Genomic DNA, 22,756 nt, shown 5'->3' on the forward strand with positions numbered 1-22,756 from the left:
TTCGGGGCATGCCTCAGCTCCCCGGGACCGATCTCACCGTCAGCGATCTCTGCTTCGGCGGCAACGTCTTCGGCTGGACCGCGGACGAGGCGACGTCCTTCGCGCTGCTGGACCGGTTCCACGACGCCGTGCCCTCGACGCAGTCGCCGTTCGTGGACTCCGCGGAGATGTACGGCAACGGCCTGAGCGAGCAGATCCTGGGCCGGTGGATGGCCGAGCGCGGCGCCCGCGACCGGGTGGTGGTGGCCACCAAGGCCAGCCCCGGCGAGAAGGAGCACCCGCTGGCGGCCGCGGAGATCCAGGCTGCGTGCGAGCGCTCGCTGCGCAACCTGCAGGTCGACACGATCGACCTCTACTACGCCCACTACGACGACGAGACGACCCCGCTGGAGGAGTCGCTGACCGCCTTCGACGCCCTCGTGCAGGCCGGCAAGGTGCGGTACGTGGCGGCCTCGAACTACTCGGCCGCGCGGCTGACCGAGGCGCTGGACCTGCAGCAGGCCCACGGCCTCGCCCCCTACGTGGCGCTGCAGCCGCACTACAACCTGATGGAGCGACCGGTCTACGAGGACGAGCTGCGCGACGTCGTCGCCGCCCGCGGCCTGGGCACGCTGCCCTACTTCTCGCTGGCCAAGGGCTTCCTGACCGGCAAGTACGCCGCCGGGCAGACCATCGACAGCCCGCGGGCCAAGGGCGCCTCGGCCTACGTGGGGGACAAGGGCGACCGGGTGCTCGCCGCCCTGGCGGAGGTCGCCGGGGCCCACGGCACCACCGGCTCGGCCGTCGCGCTGCGCTGGCTGGCCGACCAGCCCACCGTCGTCGCCCCGATCGCCAGCGGCCGCAGCGTCGAGCAGCTCGCCGACCTGCTGCCGATGCTCGACCTGGTGCTCACCGACGACGAGCGGCAGGCCCTCACCGACGCCAGCGCCTGACGCTCAGCCGGCGGTCGCGGCCCCGGCCAGGTCCTCGACCCGCAGCAGGCCGACGACGGCGCCCAGGGCGTCGGTGCACGGCACCGGGTCGAACCGGTGCGCCGGCCGCCGGGCCAGTGCGCGGTGCAGCGCCTCGGCGACCGGGGTGTCGGCGGGCAGGGTGAGCGTGACGGGGGCGTCGAACCAGACACCGGTCCGGGCGTCGACCAGGCTCATCGTCGCCGGGTGGCCGTCGGGGTCGAGGACGACGACGGGCGGGGTGAGCTGGCGGTCGTCGCGGCCGGGCAGCCAGCACCGCACCGGGCGCAGCAGCCCGGCCACGCTGGCGTCCCGTCGTCCCTGCACGGCGCGTCCGCGCAGCAGCCGCAGGACGTCGGCGGCGGCCGGGCCGGGGGTCTCGCCCGGGCGGCCGAGCAGCCAGCCGCGGGCCAGGTGCACCCCGAGGGCGCTGAGGCCCGACAGCTCGGCGGTGGTCTCCACGCCGTCGGCCAGCACGAGGGCGCCGGTGCGCTCGGCGTAGCCCAGCACGCCGGCGGCGACGGCGGTGCGGCGCGGGTCGCCGGCCAGTCCGGCGGTCAGCGCCGGGGGCAGGACGACGACGTCGGCGGGCAGCTGGGGGAGCCGGTGCAGCAGCGTGGTGGGGACGGCGAGGCTGGCGCCCCGGTCGGCGAGCAGGTGGCAGCGTCGCAGCAGGGTGCCCTCGTCGTCCACGGGGGAGTCGGCGAGCTCCAGGAGGACCCCGGCCAGCGGGGTGTCCAGGGCCTCGTGCACCACGGGCGCGCCGAGCAGCCAGGGGTCGACCGGGATCGACAGCCAGCCGTCGGCGGGCCGCCGGGCCAGCGCGGTCTGCAGCAGCAGGGCCTGCAGGGGGGCGGCGAGACCCGCGTCGGCCGCGGCGGCGAACCAGACGTCGGGGGTGGCGGTGCCGGGGAAGCGGGCGGCGGCCGACCAGCCGGCCACGGAGGCGGCGGACAGGTCGATCACCGGCGACAGCGCGAGGCTGAGGTCGTCGGGGTCGGCCAGCAGCGGGCGGCAGTCGGCGCGGCGCGTGGGCTCGAACAGATCGGTCACACCGTGTACGTCGACGCCCGGCGCGGGGGGCTTGACGCCGTCCCACCCCGTCGAGGGGGTCAGCCGACGGTGAGGGCGCGGCGCTCGAGCAGGGCGGGCACGTCGGCGCCGTCCATCGGCCGGCCCAGCAGGTAGCCCTGGGCGAACTCGCAGCCCAGCTCGCGCAGCGCCCGCACCTGGGAGGGGCGCTCCACGCCCTCGGCGACCACCTGCAGGCCGATGTCGTCAGCCAGCCGCAGCACCGCGCGCAGGAAGGTGGCCTGGCGGGCGTCGGTGTCGATGGTCGTGAGGAAGGACCGGTCGATCTTCACCGAGTCCAGCGGCATCGAGTTCAGCTGGGCCAGCGAGGAGTAGCCGACCCCGAAGTCGTCGAGGGAGACCCCGACGCCCAGGGTGCGCAGCTGGACGACGGTGCGCCGGGCGGCGTCCAGGTCGGCGAAGATGCCGGACTCGGTGATCTCCAGGACCAGCCGACCCGGCAGCAGCCGGTAGCGGGTCACCAGCTCGCCGACGGTGTGCACGAAACCGGGGGCGATCAGCTGGCTCGGGGCGATGTTGACGTGCACCGTCAGCGGTTCGTGCCGGCCGCGGGTCCAGTCCGCGAGCTGGCCGCAGGCCTCGGTGAGCAGGTCGGCGGTGAGCGCCGGCATCAGGCCGGTGCGCTCGGCGAGGGGGATGAAGACGTCGGGCGGGACGTCGGCGTCCCCGTTGCGCCAGCGGGCCAGCGCCTCCAGGCCCAGCACCCGGCCGGTCTCCAGCTCCACGATCGGCTGGTAGGCCAGCCGCACCCGGCGGTCGTCGATGGCGGTGCGCAGCGCCTGCCGCAGCTCCTGGTCCTGCAGCTCGGCCAGGCTCATGCCCACGCTGTAGGTGACGATCCGGTCCTTGCCCGAGCGCTTGGCCGAGTACATCGCGGTGTCCGAGCGGGCCAGCAGCTCGTCGGCGGCGATCGGCGGGTCGTCGGCCGAGAGCGCGCAGATGCCGATGCTGGCGTGCACCTGGAGGCTGGTGCCGCGCAGCGTGAACGGGGTGGTCAGGCCGCCGGCGATCTTGTCGCCGATCTGCAGGGGGTCCCCGCCGTCCTCGAGCAGGACGGCGAACTCGTCGCCGCCGAGCCGGGCCACGGTGTCCCCGGTGCGCACCGAACCGGTGAGCCGTTCGGCCACCCGGACCAGCAGCTCGTCGCCGGCGGCGTGCCCGAGGGTGTCGTTGATGACCTTGAAGTCGTCGAGGTCGAGGAACACGACGGAGACCGGGCGCAGGTCACGGGCGTGCAGCTGGAGGGCGTGCTCGAGCCGGTCGCGGAACAGCGCCCGGTTGGCGATCCCGGTGAGGCCGTCGTGGAAGGCCTGGTGGCGCAGCTCGGCCTCGCGCACCGCGAGCTCGGCGGCCAGCCGGCCGTTGTCGCGCAGCGCCAGGTACTGCCGGGCGAGCAGCAGGGCGACGACCAGTCCGGCGGTGAGCAGCTCCCCGCCGTCCAGCTGGCGCCCGCCCACCGCGAGGGCGGCGGTGACGACGAGGGCCGCCGCGACCGGCACGTAGGGCAGGAAGGCGGCCCGGGCGCTGGCGCGGCGGACGGTGTGCTCCCGGCCTGCCGGCCCCTCGGTGCCGTCGACGTCCCGAGGGCTCAGCGCCGCCAGCGCGATGAGCAGGAAGCCGGCGACCCAGCCCAGGTCCAGCGAGCTGCCCACGTAGCCGCCGGTCGCGGCCACGTAGGCGAAGGCGCTGTCGGAGACGCTGAAGGCGACCAGCCCGGCCCCGACCAGGGCCAACGGCGTCCGGCCACGGGTGCTGCGCGCCAGGGTGAGGACGGCCAGCACGACGAGCAGCACGTCGAGGACGGGGTAGGCGACCAGCAGGGCGGAGGTCAGGGTGTTCTCGGTGACGTCGACGGCGACGACCGCCCCCAACGTGGTCTCCCAGCTCACCAGGCCGACCGCGGCCGAGGTCATCAGCGCGTCCAGGGGGCGCTGCCACCGGCCCGTGCGCCCGCCCCCGGCGGGGTGCAGCAGCAGTGCGGCGGCGGCCAGCAGGGGGAAGGCGATGAAGCCCACGTCGGCGAACGAGGGGAAGGGGGTGGCGCCGTCCTGGACGATCTCCACCCAGCACCACCAGCCCTGGGCCAGCGTCCAGGCCGCGGTGCCGGCGGTGAGCAGCCCCCAGGACCAGCGGTTGCGGCCGACGAGGCCGGCAGCCCGCCAGGCCCCGGCCGCGGTCGCGGCGGCCCCGGCCAGCAACTGGGCGAGGTTGGAGACGAAGCGGTCGAAGACGTCGGGGCTCGCGGTGACGGCGAGGACCTGGCAGACCGCGAGCACGACCACGACCGCCAGCACCGCGCCCGTGGGCGGTGCAGCGGGCCAGGGTCGTCGCCCCCGTTGCATGAGGATCCCTTCGTGTCGCGCCGCTCTGGCCCGACACGGTGATCATCGGTGAACGTCCGGGTGGTCCTCATCCCCCGCAGGGGTGACCTGGTGCAGTCGACCGGTGACCGATCGCTGTCAGCGGCGGCCCAGACGGCGCCGCCGCCTGGCTGCGTCGTCCGCCGTCCGGGTGGTGGGCCGGCGCACCCGGGCCAGCCGGGACCGGGCCCGCAGCGGCAGGTCGATCGCGACCGGAGCGGCCCACCCGCGCCAGACCGACAGGATGCGCAGCCCGGTGACCAGCACGATCACCAGGACGGCGACGGGCAGGGGCGGCACGTCCAGCGGACCGGCGAGCACCGTCAACGCCGACGCCCCGATCAGCGCGGCCACCGCGTTGTAGGGCCCGGGCTGCACGATGTCGGCGCGCTGGGCGAGCAGCACGTCGCGGATGACCGTGCCCCCGACCGCCGTCACCACCCCGATGAACACCACGCTCGCGCTGGGCAGCCCGGCCAGCTGCGCCTTCTGGGCGCCGATCAGGGTGAAGAAGCCCAGCGTGAGGGCGTCCAGACCGACCAGCAGCGCCGTCGCCCGGGACAGCCAGCCGGAGAAGAAGAAGGTGACCATCGCGGTGATCGCCACCGTCGGCAGGTAGGCCGGGTTGGTCAGCGCCACCACCGGCACGCCGAGCAGCACGTCGCGGATCAACCCGCCGCCCAGCCCACCGGACACCGCCAGCAGCAGCACCCCGGACACCGCGAAGCCCTCACGGGCGGCCAGCAGACCGCCCGTGAGGGCTCCGATCACGATCGCGGCGAGGTCGACCGCCGCAGGGACGCGCAGCGCCTCGTCGGCGGCCACGTCCGCGGTGACCTGGAGGAGTGCGCCGGTGGTGCTCACCGGCTCATGGTGCCCGCTACTGCGCGGGGGCCATCTCCAGGTCGACGGCGGTGTCGTCGGGGGTGTCCACGGCGGACTCCCCGGCCGGTGCGGCGGCCCGGACGCGGGCGTCCTCGGCGGCCATGGCCTCCTGGCGGGCGCCCTCGGTGTCCACGATCGAGGACTTCACCCACGCCTCGGGGATCGCGAAGGCGTCGACCAGCGTGCGCATGTGCGGCCGCAGCTCCTTGAGCAGCTGGTTGACCGCGCCGGTGAGCGCCTTGGCCCGGGTCGGGGTGAGCCGGCCGTGCTCGAGGAACCAGGCCTTGTCGGCCTCGATGGTGGTCAGCGCGTAGAGGTCGCACACCTTGGCCAGCAGCGCCTTGGCCGCGGGGTCGGTGGTCCGCTCGATGCCGGCGACGAACGCCTCCAGTACGACCCGGTCGATGTGCGTGACCGCCGTCTTGAGCACGTGGTCCTGCACGTCGTTGAAGATGTCGAAGGGCTTGATGCCCTTGGTGGCCGCCCCCTTGCGCAGCCGCTTGATCGCGCCGTCCAGCGTGTGCTTCTCGCGGTCCTCGAAGGCCCTGAGCTGCCAGCCGCGGTCCAGCAGCGAGACCTCCTCGTCCCGGCCGGGGACGGCGTCGACGAGCCGGGCGATCAGCGAGCGGGCCGCGGTGCGCTCGAGCACCGTCTCGCGCACCTGGTCGGCGACGAACTGGGCCTTGCCCCAGCCGTCGAGGGAGCCGAACGCGTCCCGGTACCCGGTCAGCAGCCCCTTGGCGACCAGCTGGAGCAGGACGGTGTTGTCGCCCTCGAAGGTGGTGAAGACGTCGGTGTCGGCCTTGAGCGCCGGCAGCCGGTTCTCCGCCAGGTAGCCCGCCCCGCCGCAGGCCTCGCGGGCCATCTGGATGGTGGCGGTGGCGTGCCAGGTCTGGGCGGCCTTGAGCCCGGCCGCCCGCGACTCGAGCTCGCGCTGGGCCGCCTCGTCGACGTCCGCCTGGCCCTGCACGTCGTGCATGGTGGAGACGAGCTCCTCCTGGGCGAAGTGCAGCGCGTAGCTCGTGGCCAGCGCCGGCAGCAGCTTGCGCTGGTGCACCAGGTAGTCGTTGACCACGATCTCGCGGTCCTCGCCGGGGGCGGCGAACTGGCGGCGGACGTCGCCGTAGCGCACGGCGATCTCCAGCGCGAGCTTCGTCGCCGAGCCCGCCGACCCACCGACGCTGACCCGCCCGCGCACCAGGGTGCCGAGCATGGTGAAGAAGCGGCGGGTCTCGTTCTCGATGGAGGACGTGTAGGTGCCGTCGGCGGCGACCTGGCCGTACCGGTCCAGCAGCATGTCGCGCGGGACGGTGACGTGGTCGAAGGAGAGCCGGCCGTTGTCCACGCCGTTGAGCCCGGCCTTGGCGCCGTCGTCCCCGATGGTGACGCCGGGCGCGGCGTTGCCGGCCTCGTCACGGATGGGCACCAGCCAGGCGTGCACGCCGTGCCGCTCACCGCCGCTGACCAGCTGGGCGAACACGACGGCCATCCGGCCGTCCTGCGCGGCGTTGCCGATGTAGTCCTTGCGGGCCGAGTCGTGCGGGGTGTGCAGGTCGAAGGTCTCCGTCGCCGGGTCGTAGGTGCACGTCGTCCGCAGCTGCTGGACGTCGGACCCGTGGCCGGTCTCGGTCATCGCGAAGCAGCCCATGAGGTCGGCGGAGATGATGTCGGCGAGGAACCGCTCGTGGTGCCGCTCGGTGCCCAGCAGCTGCACGGCGCCGCCGAACAGCCCCCACTGCACGCCGGCCTTGACCATCAGCGACAGGTCGCCGAACGCGAGCATCTCGATCGAGGTGACCGAGGCGCCGGCGTCCTCCTGCCCGCCGTAGGCGCGCGGGAAGCCCAGCGCGGTGCGGCCGGTGGCGGCGAGCTCCTTGGTCAGGCCGGTGATCCGCGCACGGGCCTCGGCGTTGGACTCGCCGTAGACGGGGGCGTACTTCTCCTCCCCGAGCTGCTCGCGGGCGTCGCGGCGGACCTGTGCCCAGCGGCCGTCGAGCACCTCGGTGAGGCGGGCCGGGTCGACCGTGGTGGGGAGCGGCGTGCTGGTCATCGGTTCTCCTCCGTGTGGTGCCGGGTCTTCTCGGGGATCTCGACCACGACGCCGGACAGTCCGGTCCACGCGAGGTCGGTGAGGTGTGCGGTGAGCTCGCCGCGGGACATGCCGCCCGCCGAGCCGAGCCAGCGGTCGCCGGCCGAGCGGACCAGGCCCACCAGGCCGTGGCCCCAGGGGCCGGCGGCGGCGGTGTCCCGGCCGGCCTGCTCCAGGGCCAGCTCGACGAGGGCGGCGGCCTGGTCGCCGACGAGTTCGCTGAGCCCGGCGATCGGGTCGGCCTCGGGGTCGCGGTCGGCGGGGGAGTGGACGACGAAGCGGTAGAGCTCGGGATCGGCCTCGATGAAGGCCAGGTAGGTGTCGATGGCGGCGGCGACCATCTGGCGGGGCCGGTCGGTGTCGGCCATGGCCACGCGCAGGGCCGCGAGCAGCTGCTCGGCGACCTGGGCGCAGACGGCGAGGTGCAGCTCGCCGCGGTCGGCGAAGTGCCGGTAGACGACGGTCTTCGACGTCCCTGCCGCGGCGGCGATCTCCTCCATGCCCACCCCGGGGCCGTGCTCGCCGACCGCGGTGACCGTGGCCTGGACGAGCTGCTCCCGACGGGCCCGCCGGTGCTCGTCCCACCGGGAGTCCCGCTTGTCGCGGGGCAGGGGTCCGATCTCGTGCTTCGTCACCGCCTCGGCTTTCACGGCACCGACGGTACCTGATACCGTCGGTACCGACAACGCCCGCCACTCGACGGAGGCACTCCGTGACCCGCCCTGACACCCGCTCGGCCGCGATCGTCGGCGGGAACCGCATCCCCTTCGCCCGCTCCAACTCCGCCTACGCCCGGGCGTCCAACCAGGACATGCTCACCGCGACCCTCGACGGACTGGTCGCCCGCTTCGGGCTGCAGGACGAGACGGTCGGCGAGGTCGTGGCCGGCGCCGTCCTCAAGCACTCGCGCGACTTCAACCTGACCCGCGAGTCCGTGCTCGGCTCCCGGCTGTCGGCCGCGACCCCTGCCTACGACGTCCAGCAGGCGTGCGGCACCGGTCTGGAGGCCGCCGTGCTGGTGGCCAACAAGATCGCCCTGGGCCAGATCGAGTCCGGCATCGCCGGCGGGGTGGACACCACCTCCGACGCTCCCCTCGCGGTGAACGAGGACCTGCGGCACGCGCTCATCGCGCTCAACAACGCGAAGACCCTCCCGCAGCGGCTCAAGGCCATCTCGGCGATCCGGCCGGGCCAGCTCGCTCCCGACATCCCGCGCAACGTCGAGCCGCGCACCGGGCTGTCGATGGGCGAGCACGCCGCGATCACGGCGAAGGAGTGGGCCGTCACCCGGGAGTCCCAGGACGAGCTCACCGTCGCCAGCCACCAGCACCTGGCCGCCGCCTACGACCGCGGCTTCTTCGACGACCTGATGACGCCGTTCCTCGGCCTCACCCGCGACCAGAACCTGCGGCCGGAGTCCTCGCTGGAGAAGCTGGCCACCCTGAAGCCGGTCTTCGGCAAGGGCGAGGGCGCCACCATGACGGCGGCCAACTCCACCCCGCTGACCGACGGGGCCTCGGTGGTGCTGCTGGCCAGCGACGAGTGGGCCGCGTCGAAGGGCCTGCCGGTGCTCGCGCACCTCGTCGATGCGCAGACCGCGGCCGTGGACTACGTGCACGGCGGCGAGGGCCTGCTCATGGCCCCGGCCTACGCGATGCCGGTGATGCTGGCCCGCAACGGCCTGACCCTGCAGGACTTCGACCTGTACGAGATCCACGAGGCGTTCGCCTCCACCGTGCTGTCCACCATGGCGGCCTGGGAGGACCCGGCGTTCTGCCGGGACAAGCTGGGCCTGGACGCCCCGCTGGGCTCCATCGACCGCAGCAAGCTCAACGTCAACGGCTCCTCGCTCGCCGCCGGCCACCCGTTCGCCGCCACCGGCGGTCGCATCGTGGCCTCGCTGGCCAAGGCGCTGCACGAGATGGGCCCGGGCAAGCGCGGGCTGATCTCGATCTGCGCCGCCGGCGGCCAGGGCGTCGTCGCCGTCCTCGAGTCCTGAGAAGGAGACCCACCCCATGAGCGACTGGTACCGCGACTTCGCGAACTCCGGTGTCGGCACGACCGTCACCAAGCAGCTCGGCCTGCCCCGCCCGGCCGTGCTGCGCCGGCACACCCCCGGCGACCCGCTGCTGCCCGGTCCCGCCGTCGTCGGCTCGGCCGGTGAGGGGCGCCTCCGCGCGGAGCTGACCTCGCTGCTGACCGAGGCCGGGGTGACCGTGCTGTCCCCGGCCGCCGACACCGAGAAGCTGTCGGCGGTGCTGCTCGACGCCACCGGCGTCACCGGCCCGGCCGACCTGGCCAGCGCGCACGACTTCCTGGCCCCGGCCCTCAAGCGGCTGCGCCCCAATGGCCGGGTGCTCGTGCTGGGCGACCCACCGTCGGAGACCGCCTCCCCGGCGCAGTCCGCGGCCCGGCAGGCCCTCGACGGCCTGGTCCGCTCGATCGGCAAGGAGCTGCGTGCCGGGGCGACCGCGAACCTGGTCTACGTGCCCCTCGGCGCCGAGGCCTCCATCGCCAGCCCCGTGCGCTTCTTCCTCTCCGGCCGGTCGGCCTACGTCGACGGTCAGGTCGTCACCGTGTCGGCGGCCCAGTTGCCCCCGGCCGAGGACGTCGCCCGCCCGCTGGCCGGCAAGGTCGCCGTCGTCACCGGTGCCGCGCGCGGCATCGGTGCGGCCATCGCGCGCACCATCGCCCGGGACGGCGCCCACGTGGTCGCCGTCGACGTCCCGGCCGCCGGACAGGCACTCGCCGACGTCGCCAACGAGGTCGGCGGGACGGCGCTGCAGCTCGACATCACCGCCCCCGACGCGGCTCGGCGCCTGGTCGAGCACCTACGGGAACGGCACGGCGGGGTCGACGTCGTCGTGCACAACGCCGGCATCACCCGGGACAAGCTGCTGGTCAACATGGACACGGCACGCTGGAACTCGGTGATGGCGGTCAACCTGCAGGCCCAGCTGGACATCACCCAGGCACTCCTGGACGCCGACGGCGTGCTGCGTGACGGGTTCCGGGTCGTGTGCGTCAGCTCGACCAGCGGCATCGCCGGCAACCGCGGGCAGACCAACTACGCCGCGTCCAAGGCCGGGATCATCGGCATGGTGCGCGCCTGGGCCCCGGAGTTCGCCTCGCGCGGTGGGGCGATCAACGCCGTGGCGCCGGGGTTCATCGTCACCGAGATGACGGCGAAGATGCCCTTCGGGACCCGCGAGGTGGGCTCCCGGATCAACTCGATGCAGCAGGGTGGGCTGCCGGTGGACGTCGCCGAGACGATCGCCTGGCTCTCCCAGCCGGGGTCCGGCGGGGTCAACGGCCAGACCGTGCGGGTCTGCGGCCAGTCGATGTTGGGCGCCTGATGGGCGCCCCGGTGGTCCTCTCCTCGGCCCCCTCCATGGCGAAGCTCTTCGCCCAGGCCGCGTTGTCGGCCCGCGGGCGCGGTGGCGACCTGCCCGACACGCACCTGGCCCGGGTCGCCGTCGAGGTGGACCCGGTGCAGGTCGCGGACTACGCGCAGGTCTGCCGGTTCCCGCTCGGCGACGTCCTGCCGCCGACCTTCCCGCACGTGCTGACCTTCCCGCTGCAGGTCGCGCTGATGGCCGACAAGGCGTTCCCGCTGGCGCTGCCCGGGCTGGTGCACGTGCGCAACCGGGTCGACGTCGTCCGGCCGGTGCTGGCGTCGGAGAAGCTCGACCTCGAGGTCTGGGCCGACGACCTCCGCCCGCACCGCTCGGGCGCGACGGTCGACCTGGTCGCCTCGGTGCGCTCCCGCGGTGACGAGGTGTGGCGCGGTCGCTCGACGTACCTGTCCCGCAGTGCCACGGCGCCCTCCGGTGAGCCGGCCGACCTCGACCTGACCGTCGGCGAGGTGTCCCCGGCCGCGCAGTGGCGGGTGCCCGACGACGCCGGCCGGCGCTACGCCAAGGTCTCCGGCGACGTGAACCCGATCCACCTGTCCGGCCTCACCGCGAAGGCGTTCGGGTTCAAGCGGGCCATCGCACACGGCATGTGGGTCAAGGCCCGGGCGCTCGCCGCCCTCTCGGGTCGGCTTCCGGAGTCGTTCTCGGTGGACGTGGCGTTCAAGAAGCCGCTCTTCCTGCCCTCCACGGTGACGCTGTCCACCGGTGCCGTCGACGGCGGGTGGGACCTGACGGTGCGCAACGAGAAGTCCGGCGCCGACCACGTGCTGGGGCTCGTCCGCCCGCTGTAGCCGGTCGGATGGTCACAGGTTCTTGCCAGGCTGCCGATGGGGTGGGCGGTGGGAACGACCCCACCGCGTGCCCGGCGTCCCGGGCCACCCCGGGGGAGCCCGCCCATGCGTTTCACGTCCCCGTCCCGCCGTGCGCTCGGCCTGCTGGCCGTGTCCACGATCGGGATGTCCACCGCTGTCCTCGGCGTCTCCGGGGTTGCCTCGGCTGAGCCCCTGCCCACCCTCGAGGCCGGAGACCAGTTCTCCTCCGACGACGTGAGCTCCTTCCAGGTCGGGGCCGGGGTCTGCTCCATCACCTGGACCGTGACCGGTGCGATGGGCGGATACGCCACCGGAGACGTCAAGGGGGCCTACGGCGGCGAGGTGACCGCCGACCTGGATGCCGAGGCAGGAGAGGTCTACTCCCTCTACCCCGGGGAGTCCGGGGGCCACGGCAGCTACGACGTCGACAGCGACACCGCGACGGCCGGTGCTGGCGGCGGCAGCGGCTGGTCCGACGGTGGCGCGGGCGGGACTGTCGACGGGAGCGAGGCGGGTGGCGGCGGGGGAGCCGGCTCGGTCGTGACCCTCATGACGGGTGCGGACGAGGACGCGGTCATCGGCGCCTTCGGTGGCGATGGCGGCGGCGGTGAGCTCGGCGGCAGCGGCGAGGGCGACGAGACGAACTTCCTGCTCGACGTCGAGTCGGCCACGGCGTCGACCTCCGTCGGTCCTGGCTACATCACCGCCAGTGCGAACGAGTGCGCGGTGTCCTACGCCCCGTATCTCAACTACGTCACCGCAGGCGACGGCTCGGTGACCGTCGTCTTCGTGGCTCCGCAGAACGACAACGGCATCGAGGTCACCGGCTACGAGGTCACCGTCGACGGCGGACTCACCTGGGCACCCCTGGCCGTGACCGACGAGGAGGGCACCCTCTCCGGGACCGTCACCGGCCTGACCAACGAGACCGAGTACAACGTCGGCGTCCGTGCGGTCAGCGGTGCCGACGGGTCGGTGAAGGGCGACGCCAGCGACTTCCAGACGGCCACCCCGTACGAGCCCCTCGCCGCCCCGGCGATCACCTCGCTCACCACCGGGCCCTCGCAGGTCACCCTGACCTGGACCGCGCCGTCCGGCGACGTGAGCGGCTACGACGTGGGCTACGGCACCGGCCGCAGCGGCAACGGCGGCGTCTGTGCGACCGACCAGCCGACCGTGCTGACCTGCACCTTCGCTCTGCCCGCCAGCTCGGGCTACACCGTCGGCGTCACCGCGCTCGACGACGAGGGTCGCCGCGGCCTCTCCGCCGTCCAGGAGGCCGTCACCGTCCCCGCCCCGGCCGTCCCGTCCTCGGTCCCGACCAAGGACGACGGCGACATCGTCGGCCCGGCCGGCCCCATCACCGCGGTCACCGCCGGCCAGACGCTGACCGTCCAGGGCCAGGGCTTCGCGCTGTACTCCACGGTGCGGCTGAGCCTCTTCTCCACCCCGATCGACCTGGGCACCGTCGACACCGATGACACCGGGTTCTTCCGCACCCAGATCACGCTGCCGGCGAACCTGACCAACGGCACCCACACCCTGGTCGCCACCGGGATCAACCCCGACTTCACCACCCGGAACCTGGTCATCACGGTGACCGTGTCCGGTGGGGTCGTCACCAGCGCGACGCTGGCCAACACCGGCGTCGACACCGCCGTCCCGCTGGCCGGTGGCGCCCTCGCGGTGCTCGCCGGCATGGGGCTGCTGGTCGGCGCCCGCCGCCGCAGCACCGTCTGACCCGCACGCGCTGGACCCGGCGGCCCCGTCTCCCACCCGGGAGGCGGGGCCGCCGGCGTGTTTCCGCGGAAACGTCTCAGGCACTGAGCGAGCGGACGGCGGGGACGCCGAGCACCCGCTCGTAGTGACCGATCAGCTCGTCGCCCAGCCGACCCCAGGTGCGGTGCGCGACCGACGGGCGGGCCCGGGCGGCAGCCACCCGCAGCGAGAGCCGGTCGTCGCGCAGGCCGGCGACCTGAGCGGCCAGCACCTGCGGGTCGTCGCCGGCCCAGAGCCAGCCGTTCTCGCCGTGCCGCACGAGGTCCAGCGGCCCGCCCGATGCAGCGACCAGTGCCGGGACTCCGGCGGCGAGGGCCTCCTGCACGGCCTGGCAGAAGGTCTCGTCCGCGCCCGGGTGCACGAGCAGGTCCAGCGAGGACACCAGCTCGCCGAGCTCGGCGCCCACCACCCGGCCGGCGAACACCGCCCGGGGGAGCGCGCGCTGCAGGGCCCGGCGCTGCGGGCCGTCGCCGACCACCACCAGGCGCACCCCGGGCAGCTCGGACAACGGGCCGAGCAGGTGCAGCCGCTTCTCCACCGCCAGCCGAGCGACCGTGCCCACCAGCAGTTCGCCGTCCGGGGCCAGCGAGGCGCGTAACGCCGGGGACCGGCGGCCGGGGGCGAACTGCTCGAGGTCGACCCCGCGAGCCCACAGCGCGAGCGGACCGATGCCGTGTCGGCGCAGCATCGCCATCGTCGGGGTCGAGGGCACCAGCGTCAGCGCCGCCCGGTCGTGGACCGCACGCAGCCACCGCCACGCCGTCGCCGCGCCGCCCGGGAGCCGGTAGCGCCCGGCGTAGGCGGCCAGGTCGGTCTGGAACACCGCGACCGCCGGGATGTCCCGGACCTGGGCGGCGCGCGCAGCGGCTGAGCCGAGCACGGCGGGAGAGGCCAGGTGGACGACGTCCGGGCGCAGCCGGTCCAGCAGCGCGCCGACCTCGGCGGTCGGCGCGGCCAGCGGCAGCTCCCGGTACCCGGGCAGACGGACCGCCCGCACCGGGTGCACCTCCACCCGCGCACCGCAGCGGGACTCGTAGGAGGACCCGGACGGCGCGATCACCACCGGTTCGTGGCCACGCAGCGCCAGGTGGTCGGCGGCGCGCAGCACCGACGTGACCACGCCGTTCACCGCTGGGCTGAAGGTCTCGGACACCAGGGCCACCCGCATGCCCCCAGGACACCGGTCCCAGGTCGCCTGCGGGTGACGGGCACCCGACGGGTCGACGGCGTCCGGACGACGATCACCCACCGCGGCGCCCCGGGATAGGGTCGGCGGCGCCGGGAGGGCTCGCCTAGTGGCCGATGGCGGCGGTCTTGAAAACCGCTAGGGGTGAAAGCTCCTCGAGGGTTCGAATCCCTCGCCCTCCGCTCTGAACAGCACGTTCATGCCTCGGCTCTGAGTTCGGGGCCGGGCTGAGGTGGCTCAGATGCCCCGTCGTGCCCGCTGCGTGCCCGTTCGGGTCGCGCGCGTGCCCTCCCAGAGCCGGCCGAGCCGGTTCGCGACCTCTGCGTCGCGCTGGGTCCGCGGCGTGCTGGTAGCTCATCGCGGCGCGCGTGGAGGAGTGGCCGGCACGGCGCATGACCTCGGCCAGGGTGGCACCGCTCTGGGCGGCCACCGTCAGGCCGGTGTGCCGCAGGTCGGGCAGGTGCGCCTCCGGGAGACCCACATGGCGACGTGTCGTCTGCCAGGCCGAGTGCACGTGGTGGGCGCGCAGAGCGCTGCCGTCCGGTCGGGCGAACAGGTTGGCTGCCGGGGTCCGAGGCTCCCCGTACGCGGAGGTGTTCGTCCACGGCGTCGATGCCCTGGTCCGGCAGGTGCACGGTCCGCTGACTGTCGGCCTTGGGCGGTCCTTCGCGGGGCCGTCGTCGGTCTCGACGATCTGACGGCGGGCGGAGATGGTGCCTGCGTCCAAGTCGACGTCCTCGATGCGCAGCGCGGCCAGTTTCCTCCATACGCAGGTTCCCCGAGCACCCGAGCTTCACCGGGCCCGCCGGCGATGCGGCAACGTCGACGCCTAGCTCGCCGTCAGCCTCGTCAGGGCTGACCCGTCACCGGCCGGTGGTCTCCTGCTCACCCGGCTGGAGGCTCGTCTCGGACAGACCGGGCTTGCTGGTCGGCCGCTCCTGAGGCGTGGCGTCGCCATCTGCGGGCGGGGGGAGCTGGCCGCGGGTCTTGAGCAGCGAAGCGACGGTGGCGATCACCAGCACGCCGAGGATGACCGCCAGCGACAGCCAGATCGGGATCTCCGGGACCGCCTCGATCGGCTCCCCGCCGTTGATGAACGGCAGCGAGTTGTCATGCACAGCCTCGAGGATCAGCTTGACGCCGATGAAGGCCAGGATCACCGCGAGGCCGTAGGAGAGGTAGACCAGCCGCTTGAGCAGCCCGCCGAGCAGGAAGTACAGCTGCCGCAGGCCCATGAGGGCGAAGACGTTGGCGGTGAAGACGATGAACGCCTCGCGGGTCAGCCCGAAGATGGCCGGGATGGAGTCCAGCGCGAAGAGCAGGTCCGTCGTCCCCAGCGCGAGGAAGACCACGATCATCGGGGTGAAGAGCTTCTTGCCGCCCTTCTCCACCCGGATCTTGTTGCCGTGGAAGTCCGCCGTCATCGGCAGGACCTTCTTCAGCCGCCGGATGAGGGCGTTCTCCTCGTAGTCCTCGTCCTCGCCACTTCCACGGATCAGGTTGATGGCGGTGTAGACCAGGAACGCGCCGAAGATGTAGAAGACCCAGGTGAACCGCTCGATCACCGCGGCGCCGAGCAGGATGAAGATCCCGCGCAGCACCAGGGCGATGATGATCCCGACCATCAGGACCTCTTGCTGCAGCTTCCTGGGCACCTTGAAGCGGGCCATGATGATCACGAATACGAAGAGGTTGTCCACCGACAGCGAGTACTCGGTGAGCCAGCCCGCGTAGAACTGGGTCGCGAAGTCCCCGTTGGTGACCACCAGCAGCACCAGGCCGAACAGCAGGGCCAGGGCGATGTAGAACGTCACCCAGATGCTGGCCTCCCGCACCGAGGGTTCGTGCGGACGACGGGCAACGATGGCGAGGTCGGCCAGCAGCAGGACGGTGAGTCCCACGAACGTGCCGATCTCGAACCAGACCGGGAGCTCCACGTTCGAGCACATTACGTCGAGGAGACGGGACGGGGCGGGTCCTGGCCAATACCCGCGCGGCGCGCTGCGGTGTCGGAACGGTGGATTCCAGCTCTCCGACTCATAGGCTGCGGCCGTGCAGGCGATCGAGCTGAGCAAAGGAGCCAACACTCCACTCGCTGAGGGAACCCCTGGGGTCCGCTGCGTCATCGCCTGGGGGCAGTCCGAGGTGGAGGTTGATGCGTCGGCGCTGCTACTGACGTCCTCAGGGCGTGTGCGGAACGACGCAGACATGGTCTTTTACAACCAGCCCACGTCTGAGGACGGCGGCGTTCGCCATTTGGGTAGTGCACTCACTGAACACGGGGGCCAAGAGAGTCTGGCGATCGACCTCGAGTCGCTGCCCGTGGACGTTGTGACCGTGGCCTTGGCGGCCAGCGTTGCCTCTGGGACCTTTGCCGACGTCAAGGAGTGCATCCTGCTGGTCTGCGACCAGAACGGCAGTCCGCTCGCCTCCCACCGAATTGTCGGGGCTGACGCAGAGACGGCCATGGTGCTCGGCGAGATATACCGGCGGAATGGGTCGTGGCGGGTCCGAGCTGTGGCACAAGGATGGGCGAGGGGCCTCGCCGGACTGGCTACCGACCTGGGTGTCACGGTGGCGGACGAGATGGAACTGGACGTCGCCACCCCGCAGGCCACTGGCGAACCGGAGCAGACACCAGAGGGAGCCGGCGACGACGTCATCGTCATCGAGCTCGCCGCAGAAGCCGCTGCTCCGATGGCGGTCGTGGTGGAGCCAACGGCTCCCCGGATGACGCCCGCCCCCTCTCTGGGTGATCGCGAAGTGGTGGGGGTGCGCACGGTTCGTGCGGGCGTGCGGACGCGCAAACAGCCCCCTAGCCGAGTTGTGCCGCCGGCACTGAAGCTCGCCGGTGCCGACACGTGGGGGGCTGCTCGCTTGTTCTCCATCTCGGGGGTGGGGAACGCTGCCGAGCAGGAGAAGCGGGCCACCTCTGCGCTCTTGGCCACGATGATGGCCGTGCGCCCATTTGGTCGGGGGATCACTGCTCGATTCGGGGCTCCGTCAGGTCTCCTCGAGTCCTATCTCGAGGTCCCGTTCCACCGGGGCGAGTCGCTGGTCGTCCCCGATGGCGTCATCCGTGTCCAGCGCGGGGCGCGTCTGTGGACAGCACTGCTGGAGACCAAGACGGGGAGTGGGCAGCTCCGCCGTGAGCAGATCGAGAGCTATCTGGACGTAGCCCGACACGAGGGTTACGACGCTGTCATAACGCTGTCCAACGAGATCGCGCCCGGGGTGAATGAGCACCCGGTCACCGTTGACCGTAGAAAGCTCGCAAAGGTCACGCTCCACCACCTGTCCTGGGCAGAGGTGGTGCACGAGGCGCACATGGTCCTCAACCACCGCGGGGTGGCGGATGCCGGGCAGGCCTGGCTGCTCCATGAGTTCCTCCGTTACGTCCAGCACCCTCGGTCCGGCGCTGCCGGGTTCGACGACATGGGCGTGGCCTGGGTCCCGGTCCGCGAGGCCGTGGCCGCCGGCACGTTGCGTCCTGGTGACCGAAAGGTCCCGTCCGCTGTCGACGCCTGGATCCGGTTGGTCCGGCAGCTGTGTCTACGGCTCACCGCGGAACTCGGAGTGGACGTCGCTCACGTGCTGCCGCGACGGCTGGCGACCGACCCTGATGCCCGGACCCGCGCGGGGGTGGAGTCGTTGGCCAGCACCGGACGCCTGGAGGCCACGCTGCGGGTCCCCGGAGCTGTCGGCACGGTGGAGGTGGTGGCCGACCTGCGCACTGGGCAGGTGCTCACCTCCACCCGTGTGCCCGCTCCGCAGGAAGGCACCAACCACCGCCGCATCAGCTGGCTGGTCAAGCAGCTCGCCGATGCCCCTGCGGATCTACTGGTCGAGGCGGGGTTTGATGGCGCTGCTCCGCCGACCTGTGAGCAACTGCAGCTCGTCAGAACCGACGCTGCCTGCCTCGCACCCACGACACGGGTCGCGCTGTCGTCCTTCCAACTGACCCGCAGCGTCCCGATGGGGACCAAGCGGTCCGGAGTGCGGGGGGCGTTCATCCCCAGCGTGATCTCGGCCGTCGAGGACTTCTACGGCTACGTCGTGCAACCCATCAGGCCGTGGGTGGCCAAAGCACCTCGCCTTCCCGACGACGTGGTGGAAGACGACTCTGCGGACGCCGCGGCCACCGAGCTGGAACCCGCAGGCGGTGACCGACCTTGAGACCGGCGGACCGCCGCGCCTCCGGTACCGAGGCTGCTTAGGATCGCTCACAGGCGCCGGTGTCCGGCGTCACAGGGTTGCGCCGTTCGACCGGCGCCCCATCCAACGGGAAGAAGACGGAGACAATCGCGTGGCAGTCAGCTTGAGCAAGGGTGGCAACGTCTCTCTGACCAAGGAGGCCCCCGGCCTCCGTGCGGTGACGGTCGGTCTCGGCTGGGACGCCAGGACCACCGACGGCAAGGCCTTCGACCTCGACGCCTCTGCCATCGGGTGCCGACCCGACGGCAAGGTCGCCTCTGACGAGCACTTCGTGTTCTTCAACAACCTGCGGAGCCCCGACGGAGCCATCGAGCACACCGGGGACAACGTCACTGGCGAAGGTGCCGGTGACGACGAGCAGATCAAGGTCGATCTCGCCGGCGCTCCGGCAGACCTCGACCGAGTGGTCTTCCCCGTGTCGATCTACGAGGCCGAGAGTCGTGGGCAGAGCTTTGGTCAGGTCCGCAACGCCTTCATCCGGGTGATCAACCAGGCTGACAACGCTGAGATCGCCCGATACGACCTCTCGGAGGACGCCTCCACCGAGACCGCCATGGTGTTCGGGGAGCTCTACCGCAACGGATCGGAGTGGAAGTTCCGGGCCGTTGGCCAGGGCTACTCCACCGGACTCGGCGGCATCGCCGCCGACTTCGGCGTCAACGTCTGATCCGGGACTGGGACGGGGGAGCAGATCATGAGTGTGAGCCTCAGCAAGGGCGGCAACGTCTCGTTGACCAAGGAGGCGCCCGGTCTGACCGCGGCCCTCGTCGGCCTGGGATGGGATGCCAGGACGACGTCAGGGAACGCTTTCGACCTGGATGCTTCAGCGCTGTTGGTCGACGCCGGCGGAAGGGTGTTGAGCGACGCGCACTTCGTCTTCTTCAACAACCTCACGTCGCCGGACGGGTCGGTGACCCACACGGGAGACAACTTGACCGGTGAGGGTGACGGTGACGACGAGGCGCTGACGGTCGCCCTGCCCGTCGTGCCCGCAGCTGTCGACAAGATCGTGTTCGCAGTGTCGATCTACGACGCCGATGGGCGAGGCCAGTCTTTCGGTCAGGTGCGCAATGCCTACATCCGAGTGGTGAATCAGGCCGACGGCGCGGAGATCGCCCGTTACGACCTGTCCGAGGATGCATCCACCGAGACCGCCATGATCTTCGGTGAGATCTACCGGCACTCCGGTGATTGGAAGTTCCGCGCTGTCGGCCAGGGCTACACCTCGGGTCTGGGCGGCATCGCCCGGGACTTCGGGGTCAACGTCGGCTGACCGCCACACCCGGGGCCGACATCGGCCCACCCACGAGGACACCCCGGGAGGCCGGGGCGAGAGACGAGGCATGCCGTGCCCATCGACTACACCAAGCGCTCCGCTGGGCCATCGCCCCAGCCCCCGTCGGCCGGACCGTCAGGCAAGGTCACGCTGACCAAGTCCGCGCCGACGGTCTCGCTGACCAAGAGGGCCTCCGCCGGCGGAGTCCTCCGGGTGAACCTCAACTGGACCGCCCGCCCGCCGGGTCAGCAGAGCGGCTTCTTCGCGCGTCGTGAGCCTGACATCGACCTCGACCTGGGTTGCCTGTACGAGTTCTCCGACGGGAGCAGGGGCGTCGTCCAAGCGCTCGGGAACTCCTTCCATGCGGGTCTGCCAGGAGCGCCGTCCCCGGCCGTCTGGCTGGACGGGGACGACCGGTCGGGGGCGAACTCCGGCGGCGAGAACTTGTTCATCGACCTGCAGTACGCCCCCCACATCACCCGCGTTCTCGTGTTCGCTTACATCTACGAGGGCGTTCCCAACTGGGCCGCGGCTCAGGCGCTGGTCACGCTCACGCCCCCGGACGGGCCGCTGATCGAGGTGGCTCTCGACGAGCCGCGCGCCGGGGCCACCAGTTGCGCGGTCGCGCTGCTCGCACCATCGGCCGGGGACTTCTCCATCCGCCGTGAGGTCCGCTACGTCGACGGGGCGCAGCCCCAGCTCGACGCCGCTTACGGGTGGGGCATCCGTTGGAGCTCAGCCCGCAAGTAACAACCCCACCCTGCCTTCCGGGCCGAGCAGACCCAAGGCCCTCCGGTCATCGCCCACCTCCAACCACACCCCGACACGAGGAGTCCCCATGAGCGTCAACTTGAGCAAGGGCCAGAAGGTCTCGCTGGCCAAGCGGGACGGTGGCCAGCTGACCCGTGTCCGGATGGGTCTGGGCTGGGACGCCATCAAGAAGAAGGGCTTCTTCGGCAGCCGTGACCAGTCGGTCGACCTCGACGCTTCGGTCCTGATGTTCGACGCCGCCGGCAAGCTGGTCGACCAGGTCTGGTTCCAGCAGCTGCGCAGCAAGGACGGCTCGGTCCAGCACACCGGCGACAACCGAACCGGCGCCGGAGACGGCGACGACGAGTCCATCCGTGTCGATCTCACCAAGCTCCCGGCCACGGTCACCACGTTGGTCTGCACGGTGAACTCCTTCACCGGTCAGGACTTCTCCCAGATCGCCAACGCGTTCTGCCGGCTCATCGACGAGACCAGCGAGACCGAGATCGCTCGCTACGAACTTAGTGGTTCCGGCCGGCACAACGCCCAGATCATGTCCAAGGTGTCCCGCGACGGCGCAGGCTGGTCGATGACCGCTCTGGGCGTCCCGGCCTCGGGTCGTACTTTCCGCGACCTGCTCCCGGCCATTTCCGGCAGCCTGTAGCGCCCCCTTCTCTCCGTTCCCGTTCGCTCGTCGCCTCAGGAGGCAAGCCACCATGTCCGAGCTGGACCTCGGTACTTCGTCCGCACCGTCCCCCGGTGGGCAACCCGCGCCCGCTGCGGGGGCTTTGGTCCTGACGCCGCCCGCGCCGGTGGTCGTCGTCGCCCCTGAGCAGGCCGCTGGGGCAGTCACGCTGGAGAGCTCCAAGCAGATCGAGCTGCGCAGCAAGGCCAACGCCTTCGTGACCGACCTGGTGTCGCTGGACACCAAGAGCCCCGCCTTTGCGCAGAAGGTCGGCTCGATCACGGCCATGGGCGGCAAGGAGATGCGGGCCTCGGCTGCAGTCTCCAACCGGATGCTCGACCGGCCTGCCGCGGCCATGGGTGCCAAGGGCAAGAGCGGAGACGCCGTGACTCGGGTGTCCAACACCCTGATAGACCTTCGGCACACGGTGACCGAGCTCGACCCCAAACGGTCGGATCTCAGCGGGGTCAAGAAGGTGTTGAAGTGGCTTCCGGGTGGGGACAAGATCGATCGCTACTTCGACAAGTACAAGTCTGCCCAGTCCCACCTCAATGCGATCATCAAAGCGCTGGACTCCGGTCAGGACGAGCTGCGCAAGGACAACGCGGCCATCGAGACCGAGAAGGCCAACATGTGGACGACGATGGGCAAGCTCCGGGAGTACAACGAGTTGGCCACCGCCCTGGACGAGGCGTTGGAGGGGAAGGTCGCAGAGCTGGAGGCCGCCGGCCTCGGCGACGACGCGAACACCGTGCGGGCAGACGCGCTGTTCCCAGTCCGGCAGCGCCGCCAGGACATCACGACTCAGCTCGCCGTATCCGTGCAGGGGTACATGGCTCTCGATCTCATCCGGCGGAACAACCTGGAGCTCATCCGCGGTGTCGACCGCGCCCAGACGACGACCATTGCCGCCCTGCGTACCGCGGTCATCGTGTCCCAGGCGCTCAGTCGCCAGAAGTTGGTCCTCGACCAGATCAACGCGCTGAACACCGTGACCTCGGATCTGATCCAGTCCACGTCGGAGCAGCTGCGGGTGCAGGGAGCGGCGATCAACCAGCAAGCGGCTGCGTCGACCATCGACGTCGCAAAGCTGCAGGCGGCATTCGACAACGTCTTCGCCACCATGGACGCCGTCGACACCTTCCGGGCACAGGCCGTGACCTCCATGGCCGACACGGTCCGGGCGCTGGAGGGCCAGCTGGAGCGGGCCCAGCCGTATCTGGCGCGGGTCCGTGCGAACGAGGCCATCGAGGGGTGACCT

Annotated in this window: 18 protein-coding genes, 1 tRNA gene and 1 pseudogene; 12 read left to right on the plus strand and 8 right to left on the minus strand. The window is 71.9% G+C overall.

Annotation, left to right across the window (positions count from 1 at the left end; translation table 11 throughout):
- Positions 1-8: 8 nt before the first annotated feature.
- Complete coding sequence (locus F1C76_11795) at positions 9-932, plus strand: aldo/keto reductase (protein ID QNG37184.1); 924 nt, start codon at positions 9-11, stop codon at positions 930-932.
- Positions 933-935: 3 nt separating this feature from the next.
- Here F1C76_11795 and F1C76_11800 read toward each other — a convergent pair whose 3' ends face one another.
- The 5 genes from F1C76_11800 to F1C76_11820 form a co-directional block, all read right to left on the minus strand.
- Entirely contained in the window at positions 936-2,156 is a 1,221-nt protein-coding gene (locus F1C76_11800) for an EAL domain-containing protein (protein QNG37185.1), read from the minus strand.
- On the minus strand, positions 2,063-4,324 hold the full coding sequence (locus F1C76_11805; GenBank protein ID QNG37186.1) for a bifunctional diguanylate cyclase/phosphodiesterase: 2,262 nt from the start codon (positions 4,322-4,324) through the stop codon (positions 2,063-2,065). Before F1C76_11805 ends, F1C76_11800 begins: the two co-directional genes overlap by 94 nt.
- A gap of 177 nt (positions 4,325-4,501) precedes the next feature.
- Positions 4,502-5,266: a hypothetical protein gene (locus F1C76_11810; GenBank protein ID QNG37187.1), complete on the minus strand. Its 765-nt coding sequence runs from the start codon at positions 5,264-5,266 to the stop codon at positions 4,502-4,504.
- A gap of 16 nt (positions 5,267-5,282) precedes the next feature.
- Positions 5,283-7,337 carry an acyl-CoA oxidase gene (locus tag F1C76_11815; GenBank protein QNG37188.1) on the minus strand — a complete coding sequence of 685 codons (2,055 nt, stop codon included), beginning with the start codon at positions 7,335-7,337 and terminating at the stop codon, positions 5,283-5,285.
- The gene (locus tag F1C76_11820) at positions 7,334-7,996 is read right to left on the minus strand and encodes a TetR/AcrR family transcriptional regulator (protein QNG39189.1); all 663 of its coding nucleotides are present in this window, start codon (positions 7,994-7,996) and stop codon (positions 7,334-7,336) included. The genes F1C76_11815 and F1C76_11820 overlap by 4 nt, the downstream gene beginning before the upstream one ends.
- A 92-nt stretch (positions 7,997-8,088) precedes the next feature.
- Between F1C76_11820 and F1C76_11825 the strand changes: the two genes are divergently transcribed.
- The 4 genes from F1C76_11825 (at position 8,089) to F1C76_11840 (ending at position 13,344) form a co-directional block, all read left to right on the plus strand.
- The gene (locus F1C76_11825) at positions 8,089-9,375 is read left to right on the plus strand and encodes an acetyl-CoA C-acetyltransferase (protein ID QNG37189.1); all 1,287 of its coding nucleotides are present in this window, start codon (positions 8,089-8,091) and stop codon (positions 9,373-9,375) included.
- A 16-nt stretch (positions 9,376-9,391) separates the two neighbouring features.
- Positions 9,392-10,732: a 3-oxoacyl-ACP reductase gene (locus F1C76_11830; protein QNG37190.1), complete on the plus strand. Its 1,341-nt coding sequence runs from the start codon at positions 9,392-9,394 to the stop codon at positions 10,730-10,732.
- Positions 10,732-11,583: a hypothetical protein gene (locus tag F1C76_11835; GenBank protein ID QNG37191.1), complete on the plus strand. Its 852-nt coding sequence runs from the start codon at positions 10,732-10,734 to the stop codon at positions 11,581-11,583. Before F1C76_11830 ends, F1C76_11835 begins: the two co-directional genes overlap by 1 nt.
- A gap of 105 nt (positions 11,584-11,688) precedes the next feature.
- Positions 11,689-13,344 (plus strand): fibronectin type III domain-containing protein, encoded by a 1,656-nt coding sequence (locus F1C76_11840; GenBank protein QNG37192.1) that lies wholly within the window; start codon positions 11,689-11,691, stop codon positions 13,342-13,344.
- A 76-nt stretch (positions 13,345-13,420) separates the two neighbouring features.
- On the opposite strand, the gene F1C76_11845 is transcribed toward F1C76_11840, so the two are convergent.
- Positions 13,421-14,551, minus strand: coding sequence for a glycosyltransferase family 1 protein (locus F1C76_11845; GenBank protein ID QNG37193.1), 1,131 nt, complete (start codon positions 14,549-14,551; stop codon positions 13,421-13,423).
- A gap of 113 nt (positions 14,552-14,664) precedes the next feature.
- Here F1C76_11845 and F1C76_11850 point away from each other — a divergent pair.
- A tRNA-Ser gene (locus tag F1C76_11850) sits at positions 14,665-14,751 on the plus strand.
- A gap of 155 nt (positions 14,752-14,906) precedes the next feature.
- On the opposite strand, the pseudogene F1C76_11855 reads toward F1C76_11850, so the two are convergent.
- Both F1C76_11855 and F1C76_11860 read right to left on the minus strand, forming a co-directional pair.
- Positions 14,907-15,326 (minus strand): annotated as a pseudogene (locus tag F1C76_11855) (tyrosine-type recombinase/integrase).
- A 106-nt stretch (positions 15,327-15,432) separates the two neighbouring features.
- Entirely contained in the window at positions 15,433-16,506 is a 1,074-nt protein-coding gene (locus F1C76_11860; protein ID QNG37194.1) for a TerC family protein, read from the minus strand.
- Between the two features lie 115 nt (positions 16,507-16,621).
- Between F1C76_11860 and F1C76_11865 the strand changes: the two genes are divergently transcribed.
- The 6 genes from F1C76_11865 (at position 16,622) to F1C76_11890 (ending at position 22,753) form a co-directional block, all read left to right on the plus strand.
- Positions 16,622-18,745, plus strand: a complete 2,124-nt coding sequence (locus F1C76_11865) for a TerD family protein (protein ID QNG37195.1) — start codon at positions 16,622-16,624, stop codon at positions 18,743-18,745.
- A gap of 130 nt (positions 18,746-18,875) precedes the next feature.
- On the plus strand, positions 18,876-19,451 hold the full coding sequence (locus F1C76_11870) for a TerD family protein (GenBank protein QNG37196.1): 576 nt from the start codon (positions 18,876-18,878) through the stop codon (positions 19,449-19,451).
- Between the two features lie 27 nt (positions 19,452-19,478).
- The gene (locus F1C76_11875) at positions 19,479-20,057 is read left to right on the plus strand and encodes a TerD family protein (GenBank protein QNG37197.1); all 579 of its coding nucleotides are present in this window, start codon (positions 19,479-19,481) and stop codon (positions 20,055-20,057) included.
- A gap of 75 nt (positions 20,058-20,132) precedes the next feature.
- Positions 20,133-20,810: a tellurium resistance protein gene (locus F1C76_11880; GenBank protein ID QNG37198.1), complete on the plus strand. Its 678-nt coding sequence runs from the start codon at positions 20,133-20,135 to the stop codon at positions 20,808-20,810.
- Positions 20,811-20,898: 88 nt separating this feature from the next.
- Positions 20,899-21,474, plus strand: a complete 576-nt coding sequence (locus tag F1C76_11885) for a TerD family protein (protein ID QNG37199.1) — start codon at positions 20,899-20,901, stop codon at positions 21,472-21,474.
- Between the two features lie 52 nt (positions 21,475-21,526).
- The gene (locus F1C76_11890) at positions 21,527-22,753 is read left to right on the plus strand and encodes a toxic anion resistance protein (protein QNG37200.1); all 1,227 of its coding nucleotides are present in this window, start codon (positions 21,527-21,529) and stop codon (positions 22,751-22,753) included.
- Positions 22,754-22,756 lie beyond the last annotated feature (3 nt).

Source organism: Geodermatophilaceae bacterium NBWT11 (assembly GCA_014218215.1).
GTDB lineage: Bacteria > Actinomycetota > Actinomycetes > Mycobacteriales > Geodermatophilaceae > Klenkia.